We start from the raw sequence: 9,999 nt of genomic DNA on the forward strand, positions 1-9,999 counted from the left end.
GGGGCGCGCGCGAGCCGGCGGCGGCTCGGTTTCTCCCGAGTCAGCCCGCACTGTGCAGCGCGAACGGATCGGTCGGCGCCTCGAAGACGCTCACCGGCATGCCCAATTCGGCCTCGAGCAACGCTTCGACCTGCGCACACCACGGGAACTCGGTCGCCCAGTGTCCGGCGTCGACCAGGGCCGGCCCACCGTCGCGCAGACTCTCGTCGACCGGATGATGACGGAGATCACCGGTCAGGTAGACGTCGACGCCGAGACCGTGGATACGTCCGAGCAAGGAGTCCCCGGCCCCGCCGCACACCGCGACGGTCCGCACCAGCGCGTCCGGGTCTCCCGCGGCGCGGACACCCGCCGGGGTTCGCAACACCCGGGCGGCCTCGGCGACGAAGTCGCGCAACGTCATCGGCTCGGTGAGCGACCCGACGCGACCCAGCCCGACGTCGCTGCCCAGGTCGGCCAGTTCGAACACGTCGAAGGCCGGCTCCTCGTACGGGTGCGCGTCGCGTAAGGCGCGCAAGACGCCGGCCCGCAGTCCGCGCGAGGCGACCATCTCGACCCGCGCCTCGTCGACGTGGGTGCGCATCCCGATCTCGCCGATCGTCGGTGAGGCGTCGTCGCCGGCCTCGAATTGCCCGGTTCCGACGACCGTCCACGAGCAGTCCCGGTAGTCGCCGATCGCCCCCGCACCCGCGGCGAACATCGCCTCGCTGACCTGCTCGACGTTGCCCTCCGGCACCATCACGACCCACTTGTCCATCGCCGCAACCGGTTTCGGGTCGATGGGAACGGTGCCGCGCAACCCCAGCCGGTCGGCCAGCGCGTCGGAGACGCCGGGGCGCGCACTGTCGGCGTTGGTGTGTGCGCACAGCAGCGCGATCCCGTTGCGGATCAGCCGATGGACGATCCGGCCCTTGGGGGTGTCGGCGGCCACAGTGGTGACACCGCGCAGGAGGAGCGGGTGATGGGCGACGATGATCCCTGCGCCGGCCGCGACCGCGGCGTCGACCACCGCATCGGTGACGTCCACGCACACCAGCACGCCGCGCGCCGGGTCGGCCCGGTCGCCACACACCAGACCGACCGCATCCCACGATTCGGCGAGGGCGGGCGGATAAGCCCGCTCCACGACGTCGACCACGTCGCCCACCGTCACAGTCGCGTCAGACGCGTTCGCCGGTTCCACTGTCGATCTCCTCTCGTACCAACTCGATCGCCCGCGTGAGCGCGCGGACCTGCGGAAGTGCCCGGACGGCGAGACGAAGATGCGAGTCGCCGAGGCCGACGAAATTGGCGCAGCTGCGCACCGCGAATCCGTGGCGGATCAGCCGCTGCTTCACCTCGGTGGCGTGGTTCATCTCGACGAGCAGGAAGGGCGCCGCGGACTCGGCCGCCACCCGGAGTCCGACCCGCGTCAGCTCGGCGACCATCTCGGTGCGCTCGTCGGCGACCCGCCGGGCGGTCTCGGCGCAGTATCGCTGCCCCTGTTCCTCGACGCAGGCGGTCAGCGCGGCCAGCGCGGGGGTCGACACGGCCCACGGTCGTCGGCCGGCGCGGAGTCGATCGAGCAGGTCGACCGGCCCGAGCAGATAACCCGCGCGGAGTCCAGCGAGACCGAAAGTCTTTGTCACACTGCGGATCACGAGAAGGTCGGGCCAGTCGGCCGAGGCGAGGGACTGGGGTTCGAGTGACCCGTCGGCGCCCAGGGTGAGGTCGGCGAAGGCCTCGTCGACGACGAGGATCCGTCCCGGCCTGCGCAATGCGGCGATGGCCTCGACCGGGTGCAGCACCGACGTCGGGTTCGTGGGATTGCCCAGGATGACGAGATCGGCGTCGTCCGGCACGGCGGTCCCGCTGTCTCCCGGACCGGGCAGCTCCCAGGGTGCGGTCAGCGCGACCTGCGTGATCGGGATGCCCGCGGCGCGGAGCACGATCTCCGGCTCGGTGAACGACGGCTGGATCAGGGCCGCGTGACGAGCCCCCAGCCGCGGGAGCATCTCGAACCCGTCGGCGGCTCCGGAGAGCAGCAGCACTTCCTCGGGGCGACGGCCGTGTGCTGCGGCGATCGCGTCGACGGCGCGTCGCTCCTGCGCTCCGGTCGGATATCGCGCGAGATCGTCGAGTCCCGACCGGATGGCGTCGAGGACGAACGCGGGCGGTGTACCGCGGACGTTCACGGCGAAGTCGACGAGCCCCGGCGCGGCGTCCTGGTCGCCGTGACGTTCCGGGTCGGTCAGATCGGCGCGCGGCGGCGGTGTCCCGGCCGGGCCAGTCTCGACGTCGAGCGCTTCGTACCCAACTGTCATGTGTTCAGACCTTACGTGCACGATGGAGAGGTGACGACGACGCCGGATCCCCGCCATCCCGAGACCGTCCTACTCGTCGACCTCGACGGCACGGTCACCGACAGCTTCGCAGGTATCGAGAACAGCTTTCGGCATGCTCTCGCCGTGGTCGGGGCGCCCGAGCCCGACCCGCGCATCGTGGCCGGCATCGCCGGGCCGCCGATGATCGACACGCTGAATGCCCTGGGACTCTCGCCCGAGACGGCCGACAAGGCGATGCGCGCGTACCGAGAGCGATACACCGAGGTCGGCTGGTTGGAGAACTCGGTGTTCGACGGGATGGCCGAGCTGCTCGCCGATCTGGCCGCCGGCGGCCGGACCCTGACGATCGCGACGTCGAAGAACCAGACCACCGCGCGTCGGATCCTCGAGCACTTCGGTCTGGCCGGACACTTCCGCTACATCGCCGGGGCCAGCGACGACGGCACCCGCCGCGAGAAAGCCGACGTGATCGCCTCCGCCCTCGCCGAACTCGGACTGCCCACCGACCCGCAGACCGGGCACGTGACCACTCCGGTCGTGATGATCGGCGACCGCAGCCATGACGTGCTGGGCGCGGCCGAATTCGGCATCTCAGCGATTCTCGTGCGGTGGGGTTACGCTCTGGGCGGGGAGGACCAGGGTGCGACCTGGGTGGTCGAGTCCGTGGCCGAACTCCGCGACGTCCTGGGTGCGTGACCTCGTACCCGACGACCGGCTGAGGCGCACATCGACTTGTTGAGGTAGCAGTGTCTGACGAACTTCACATCTGCTTCGTGTGTACGGGCAACATCTGCCGGTCACCGATGGCGCAGAACATCTTCCGAACGGCACTCGACGACGCCGGACTCGGCGGCAAGGTGCGTGTGTCCAGTTGCGGGACGAGCGGCTATCACATCGGTGAGCCGGCCGACAATCGCGCGCGAACCGAATTGGTCGCGCACGGGTACTCCGACGCACATGTCGCCGCGTTGATCGGACCTGAACATTTCGAGGCCGACCTTCTGCTCGCGATGGACGAGGGCCACGTGCGCGAACTCGAACGCAAACGTCTCGGCGACCGCACACGACTGCTGCGCTCGTTCGATCCGTCCGCGCCCGCCGACGACCTCGATCTCGCCGACCCGTACTACGGCACCCCCGACGACTTCGTGGTGACACGCGAACAGATCGAGGGTTCGATGCCGGGCCTGATCGACTGGGTGCGGGCCGAACTCGGGGTGTCCTGATCCGAAAGAACCACAAAACCGCCGGTCTGTCCTCTGCTCCCTGAGGAGCGCCCGCATTGACAAGACTCGTTGCCCTCGGAGCGAGCCCAACTACTGCTCCCTGAGGAGCGCCCGCATTGACAAGACTCGTTGCCCTCGGAGCGAGCCCAACTACTGCTCCCTGAGGAGGCCGGAGCTTGCGGAGGCCGTCACGAAGGGTCTTGAAGAGGTCGGTTGCGAGACCCTTCGTGACGCGCCCTCCGCAAGCTCCGGGCGCTCCTCAGGGAGCAGGGGGCGGGTCGTTCTTTCGGATCAGGGACTCAGTCTCAGGCCGCCGGCGCGATGAGATTGTGCACGAAGCGGATCTTGGTCAGAACCGTCTCGGGCAGCACGAACGGGTAGAGGTCGGGATGGCCCATCGACCGGTTGATCTGGTTGAGCGCCCACGTCAGCGGTAGCCACTCGTCGATGACCCGGTCGAATCCCACGTCCCCGGGCGGCACCCCGTCGAAGGTCGTGCCCGCGGGCGCCATGGCGAACGCCGCTGCGGTGTCGAGCGTGTCGCGGATGTGCAGGTAGTGCGCGAACGTCTCCGCGAAATCCTCCGCCGGGTGCATCGTCGCGTACGAGGACACGAAGTCCTGCCGCCAGCCCTCGGGAGCGCCCTCGCTGTAGTGGCGGTCTAGAGCCGCCTGATAGTCGTCGTCGGGGTTTCCGAACAGCTCCTCGAAGCCCGCTCGTCGCTCGTCGGTGATGAGGACGAGCTGGTAGTAGTGGCCGATCTCGTGCCGGAAGTGCCCGAGGACGGTCCGGTACGGTTCGGCGAGTTCGACGCGCATCTGTTCGCGGTGGACGTCGTCCCCCTCGGCGAGGTCGAGGGTGATGACGCCGTTCGCATGACCGGTGATGACCGACTGCTTCGCACTGGAGAGCAGGTCGAAGGCCAGCCCGGACTCCGGGTTCTCCTCCCGGGTCTCGATGGGGAGCCCGAGTTCGTCGAGTTCCAGGATGAGGCGACGCTTGGCGGTCTCGGTCTGGCCGAAGATGACCAGCGCCTCGGGATCGTCGTCGCCGGGACGGGTACGGGTGAGGCGGCACGACTCACACATGGTCGGCTTGCCGCTCCACTTCACCAGCCAATTGCATTGCGCGACCTTGGTATTGGCACAGCGTTCGAGCAGCACGCCGTCCACCTCCACGCGCGCCTGGTCGTCGAGGACGTGGATGGTCCTGGTCTTCAGCCAGAAGCCGAGCGGGCTCCGGCAGTTCAGACACAGACTGTTCTCGAAGGAGAGACGCTGACCGCACTTCAAGCAGAGGAAGTCTCGCATTTCGATCAGGCTACCCCCGCTCGGTAGCCTGGGCGGTGTGCACGTACTGCGAACGATCCTCCGGCCCGGGTGGATCGCCCTCGGTCTCGTGGTCGCGGCGTTCGCGGTGGCCTGCTTCACCCTGCTCGCGCCCTGGCAGCTGGGCAAGAACTCCGACACCGAACGCCGCAACGACCTGATCCGCACTGCCACGTCGATCGAGACGGCACCGTTGGCGGAGGTGGCGCCGTCGTCGACCTTCGTGCCGTCCTCGGAGTGGCGTTCGGTCGCGGTGACCGGGCGGTACCTGACGGACCGGCAGGCTCTCGTCCGGCTCCGCAACGTCGATCAGCGCCCCGCGGTGGAGGTGCTCACCCCGTTCGCGGTCAGCGGGTCCGACCGGGTCATCCTCGTCAACCGCGGTTTCGTCCGCCCGGTCGAGGGAGCGGTCCCCGACATCCCGGCCCCGCCCATCGGCGAGCAAACCGTCGACGGCCGCATCCGGGCCGCCGAGAGCGTCAGCACCGATCGCGGCACACGCGTCGAGAACGGCGCACTGACCGTCGCGACCATCAACCCGGGGCTGGTGTCCGCGGCGACGTCCACCCCGATGGACGACTTCTACCTGCAGCTCTCCCCCGACCAGCCGGGCTCGCTCGGCGAGATCCCGCTGCCCCAGCTCGACACCGGCCCCTACCTGTCGTACGGCCTGCAGTGGCTCGCCTTCGGCGTGATGGCCCCCCTCGGCGTCGGCTACTTCCTCTACTCCGAGATCCGCGCCCGTCGCCGGGCTGCCGCTGCCGCGACCGAGACATCGGCGACCGCGGCCGCCGGCACCGCCGTCGACCAGCCGTCCGACCCGGTCGCCGCTGCCACCACGACCGTCGAGTCCCGCTCCCAGCGCCGGCAGCACCGTCGAGAGGAATTGCGGGCCGCCGCCGGGACCACAGTGACCCAGCAGGTCGGCGACATCGGCCATGGCCCGCGCGCCGACGACGAGTCCGGCGACGTCCGCGACAAGCTCACCCGGCGATACGGCGGCTGAGCCGCCTCGCCGCGGCTCCGACGCCCGGTCGTACCACGGCGACGACCGCGCAGGTGAGCACCGTCGCGCGTTGCACGCGCCGCGACAAGGCGACCGCGGCCCGGAGATCGGCCGGCCCCGGCGCCGGTCCGGAACCGAGCGTCGGACGCATCTCGACGCCGTACGGGTAGACGGTCCGACCGCCCAGCTGCACCCCCAGCGCCCCGGCGAACCCGGCTTCGACGACCCCCGCGTTCGGACTCGGGTGGGCACTGCTGTCCCGGCGCCACGCCGCGATCGTCCGCCGCGGGGCGCCGCCGATCACCACCAGCAGCGAACCCGCCAGCCGCGCGGGCAGCAGGTTCACGAGATCGTCGAGGCGCGCGGCCGCCCAGCCGAAGTTCCGGTAGCGCTCACTCCGATAGCCGACCATCGCATCGAGCGTGTTGACCGCCCGATACCCCAGCACTCCGGGGACACCCGCCAATGCACCCCACACCAGCGGACCGACGGTCGCATCGGAGGTGTTCTCAGCGATCGACTCGAGAGCTGCACGGCAGAGCCCCGCCTTGTCGAGTGACTCCGGGTCCCGGCCGCACAGGCTGGGAATGAGCGCTCGCGCACCCTCGAGGTCCTCGGCCTCCAACGCTTGCGCGACCGCATCGCCGACCCGACACAGCGACGTGCCGCCCAGCGCCACCCACGTCGACGCCGCGGTCACCGCGACGCCGACAACGCCTGCAGATCGCCGACCGGGCAACGCCGCGAGCGCCACCGTCGAACCGACCATCACCCCGACCAGCCCGACGCCCGCCGCCCGCGAGTCCCGGTACATACGCCGCTCGACCGCACCCGTCAGCCGTCCGAATCCGGCCACCGGGTGACCGCGCGACGGATCACCGAACAGCTCGTCGAGCACGAACCCGGCCACCAACCCCGCCGCGGTGACGTCACCACGACGGCGATCGGGGTGCGGACTACGGAAACGCGACGGTCTGGGCACCGCGCGATGGTATCCACTGATGGTCGTGTTCATTCGGCCCGCTCGCTTCGCTCCCGGCGCCGGCACCCATTCGGCCCGCTCGCTTCGCTCCCGGCGCCGGCACCCATTCGGCCCGCTCGCTTCGCTCCCGGCGCCGGGCCCGTGCCACACTTGGCCCCCGTGGCCCGGACAACCGCACACCCGACACCCGGTCGGTACGACATCGACACCGGCGTCGCCGAGTTGAGCCCCGACACCATCGCGGGCGGGTGGCTGCTGACCATCAACGGGGCGCACAGCTCGCACATCCACCCCGACGACCCGACCGCGCTCGACTTCGAGTACCTGCGGCAGATGGCGGCCGTCATCGACGAACGGCACCCGACGACCGATCGACTCCGGGTCCTGCATCTCGGTGGGGCGGCCTGCGCATTGGCGCGCCACCTCGACCACCGCTACCCGGACGCCCGCCAGGTGGCCGTCGAGATCGACGCCGAACTCGCACGCCTCGTACGGGAGTGGTTCGACCTCCCCCGGGCGCCGAAACTCCGGATCCGGGTCGGCGATGCGCGGCAGGTCGTCGAGTCGCTGCAGCCGGGCACCCGCGAGGTCGTCGTGCGGGATGCGTTTGCCGGCGACCGCACGCCACGGCACCTCACGACGCGCGAATTCACCGAACGCGTCCGCGACGTCCTCGTCCCCGGCGGCCTGTATCTCGCCAACTGCGGCGACAGCCGGGACCTCGCCGGCGCCCGCGCCGAAGCCGCGACCGTCGGATCGGTGTTCGACCATCTCGCGCTCATCGCCGACGCCGCGATGTTCAAAGGTCGACGCACCGGCAACATCGTGATCGCGGGCAGCGACACCCCGCTCGATCCGTCGGCCACGCTCGTCCGCACCCTGCTCAGCGATCCGCTACCGGCGCGAATCCTCTCCGGTGACCGGGCCCGCGAGTTCGCCCGCGGCGAGGCCCTGACCGACAAGCCCTGAGCACCGGGGTGGTCGCGCAGCCGCCCGCCGGACGCGGAGTCGTGACCCGGCTGCCGGCACACGCTGCACACCTGTCGTCGCCAATGGATAGGGTTGGGTTCGATCCCGACGCCGAGGAACCGAGGATGACGTGAGCGATCCATCGTCGCGTGCGGGTACGACGCTGGGTCCGTACCGCATCGACAGACTCCTGGGTCGTGGCGGGATGGGTGAGGTCTACGAGGCCTACGACACCGTCCGGGAACGCCGCGTCGCCCTGAAACTCCTGCCCCCACACCTGGTGCACGACAAGGACTTCCGCGAGCGCTTCGAGCGGGAGTCGAAGACCGCGGCGAAGCTCTCCGACCCGCACGTCATCCCGATCCACGACTGGGGCGAGAAGGACGGCGTCCTCTTCATCGACATGCGGCTCGTCGACGGGCAGGACCTGCGCAAGCTGCTCGCCGCCGGTCCGCTGCCCGCCGCCCGGGCGGTTGCGATCCTCGGCCAGGTGGCGTCGGCTCTCGACGCCGCGCACCGCAACGGCCTCGTCCACCGAGACATCAAGCCGGACAACATCCTCGTCGACGCCGACGACTTCGCCTACCTCGTCGACTTCGGCATCGCGCAGGGCGCGAGCGACAGCCGCCTCACCCAGATCGGGACCGCGCTCGGGACACTCGCCTACATGGCGCCGGAGCGGTTCGGCGACGACCCCGCCGGGCCGAGTTCGGACAACTACGCGTTGGCCTGCGTGTTGTACGAATGTGTCACCGGTCAGACCCCGTATCCGGTGAAAACCGATCAGGGTCTGATGGCCGCGCACATCACCAAGGAACCGCCGACGATGGGCGGTCCGCTCGACCCGGTCATCGCGCGCGGACTCGCCAAGGATCCGGCGCAGCGCTATCCGACGGCGCGCGAACTGATCCGGGCCGCGGCGTCGGCGCTGACCGAACCGCCCGCGTCGTCGGCACCGCCGACGGTGACACCGCGCATCGTGACACCACCCCCGATGGCCCCGCCCACCTACGCGCCCGGAGGGCCCGGCTCGGACGCGTTTCGCAAGCCAGGGAGTCCGGTCCCCTCGGATCGGACGGTCATCTCGCCCGGCACACCCGCGCCCGGACAGCCCGGCGGCGCCCCCGGTTTCGGGCCACCGCCGGGACAGTCCGGCCCGCAACGACTTTCGAGCCCCCAGGCTTATTCGGGACCCCAGTCCTATTCGGGCGCGCCGTCCTACCCGGGTCCCCAGCGCTCGGGTCCCCAGTCCTATTCGGGCCCCCAGCACTCCGGCCCGCAACAGTTCTCCGGCCCGCAACAGTTCGCGGGCCCGGGCCAGTGGGGCACCCCGACCGCCCCGCCGCGGAAATCGAACACCGGACGGAATGTGGCCATCGCGGTGGGAGCCGGGCTGGTCGTGATCGCGCTGGCGGTCACCGGCATCATCGTGGTCCTGGCCGGTTCGGGCGATGAGGACCCGGCCCCGCCGAGCACGTCGACCAGTGCGATCCCGGCGGGCACCGTTGCGTGCGACTACCCGACACGAACCGCGGTCGGCGGCATCACCCAGCCCGCTCCCGCCCCGAGCCAGCCGAACACCGGAACGGTCGACGCGCAGATCCCCATTGCCGGCCAGGGCACGATCGACCTGACGCTCGACCGTGCCGAGGCGCCCTGCAACGTGGGGGCGATGGTGTCGTTGATCGAGTCCGGTTTCTACGACAACAGCAAGTGTCACCGCGCGTCGCGGCAGTACCTGATCTGCGGCTCGTCCGGCGGCCGGGAGGGCACCAACCCGGGCTGGACCAGCCCGGACGAGCTGCCCGAGAATTTGCCGTCGGCCGGCACCGACGACGACGGCGTACCGCAGGTCACCTACCCACGCGGCACCGTCGGCATCCTCGATCTGCCCGATGACGAGGGTGCCACCGGATCCACGACGTTCTTCCTGCTCGCCGACGACACCGACCTCCCCTTGACCTACTCGACCGTCGGCACCATCGACCCGTCCGGACTCGCCGTCCTCGACAAGGTCCTGGCCGGCGGCTTCACCCCGAACGCCCCGGGTGCGGCGTCGGGCCCGCCGAAGCAGAACCTGCTGATCCAGAAGGCGACCGTCGGCGGGTGACCCACGGAGTCCATGTGGATCCGGTTGCGGTTTGTCCCGGCAACCGGGACAAAC

Annotated in this window: 9 protein-coding genes; 5 read left to right on the forward strand and 4 right to left on the reverse strand. The window is 70.3% G+C overall.

Going from position 1 to position 9,999, the window contains the following annotated elements:
* Positions 1–40: 40 nt before the first annotated feature.
* The gene (locus ACFUEJ_RS06280) at positions 41–1,183 is read right to left on the reverse strand and encodes a Nif3-like dinuclear metal center hexameric protein (protein ID WP_388028170.1); all 1,143 of its coding nucleotides are present in this window, start codon (positions 1,181–1,183) and stop codon (positions 41–43) included.
* Positions 1,161–2,303, reverse strand: coding sequence for an Rv2231c family pyridoxal phosphate-dependent protein CobC (gene cobC / locus ACFUEJ_RS06285; protein ID WP_388028173.1), 1,143 nt, complete (start codon positions 2,301–2,303; stop codon positions 1,161–1,163). The genes ACFUEJ_RS06280 and cobC overlap by 23 nt, the downstream gene beginning before the upstream one ends.
* A gap of 30 nt (positions 2,304–2,333) precedes the next feature.
* On the opposite strand from cobC, the gene ACFUEJ_RS06290 reads away from it, so the two are divergent.
* Complete coding sequence (locus ACFUEJ_RS06290) at positions 2,334–3,020, forward strand: HAD hydrolase-like protein (RefSeq protein ID WP_388028176.1); 687 nt, start codon at positions 2,334–2,336, stop codon at positions 3,018–3,020.
* A 50-nt stretch (positions 3,021–3,070) separates the two neighbouring features.
* Positions 3,071–3,550 (forward strand): low molecular weight protein-tyrosine-phosphatase, encoded by a 480-nt coding sequence (locus ACFUEJ_RS06295; RefSeq protein WP_058253128.1) that lies wholly within the window; start codon positions 3,071–3,073, stop codon positions 3,548–3,550.
* A gap of 305 nt (positions 3,551–3,855) precedes the next feature.
* Here ACFUEJ_RS06295 and ACFUEJ_RS06300 read toward each other — a convergent pair whose 3' ends face one another.
* Positions 3,856–4,860 carry a putative zinc-binding metallopeptidase gene (locus ACFUEJ_RS06300; RefSeq protein ID WP_058253129.1) on the reverse strand — a complete coding sequence of 335 codons (1,005 nt, stop codon included), beginning with the start codon at positions 4,858–4,860 and terminating at the stop codon, positions 3,856–3,858.
* 37 nt (positions 4,861–4,897) lie between these two features.
* On the opposite strand from ACFUEJ_RS06300, the gene ACFUEJ_RS06305 reads away from it, so the two are divergent.
* Positions 4,898–5,884 (forward strand): SURF1 family protein, encoded by a 987-nt coding sequence (locus ACFUEJ_RS06305; RefSeq protein ID WP_388028180.1) that lies wholly within the window; start codon positions 4,898–4,900, stop codon positions 5,882–5,884.
* Here ACFUEJ_RS06305 and ACFUEJ_RS06310 read toward each other — a convergent pair.
* The gene (locus tag ACFUEJ_RS06310) at positions 5,862–6,899 is read right to left on the reverse strand and encodes a cobalamin biosynthesis protein (RefSeq protein ID WP_388028183.1); all 1,038 of its coding nucleotides are present in this window, start codon (positions 6,897–6,899) and stop codon (positions 5,862–5,864) included. The genes ACFUEJ_RS06305 and ACFUEJ_RS06310 overlap by 23 nt on opposite strands.
* 126 nt (positions 6,900–7,025) lie before the next feature.
* Between ACFUEJ_RS06310 and ACFUEJ_RS06315 the strand changes: the two genes are divergently transcribed.
* Together ACFUEJ_RS06315 and ACFUEJ_RS06320 are read left to right on the forward strand one after the other, a co-directional pair.
* Complete coding sequence (locus tag ACFUEJ_RS06315; protein ID WP_388028185.1) at positions 7,026–7,835, forward strand: spermidine synthase; 810 nt, start codon at positions 7,026–7,028, stop codon at positions 7,833–7,835.
* Between the two features lie 130 nt (positions 7,836–7,965).
* On the forward strand, positions 7,966–9,945 hold the full coding sequence (locus ACFUEJ_RS06320) for a protein kinase (protein ID WP_388028188.1): 1,980 nt from the start codon (positions 7,966–7,968) through the stop codon (positions 9,943–9,945).
* The last annotated feature ends 54 nt before the right edge of the window (positions 9,946–9,999 follow it).

This window comes from Gordonia sp. NPDC057258, from assembly GCF_042668985.1.
GTDB lineage: Bacteria > Actinomycetota > Actinomycetes > Mycobacteriales > Mycobacteriaceae > Gordonia > Gordonia hongkongensis.

Excerpts from the sequence above, each read along its gene's own strand:
- ACFUEJ_RS06310 (WP_388028183.1), bottom strand. The coding sequence starts at position 6,899 with ATGAACACGACCATCAGTGGATACCATCGCGCGGTGCCCAGACCGTCG.
- cobC (WP_388028173.1), bottom strand. The coding sequence starts at position 2,303 with ATGACAGTTGGGTACGAAGCGCTCGACGTCGAGACTGGCCCGGCCGGG.
- ACFUEJ_RS06300 (WP_058253129.1), bottom strand. The coding sequence starts at position 4,860 with ATGCGAGACTTCCTCTGCTTGAAGTGCGGTCAGCGTCTCTCCTTCGAG.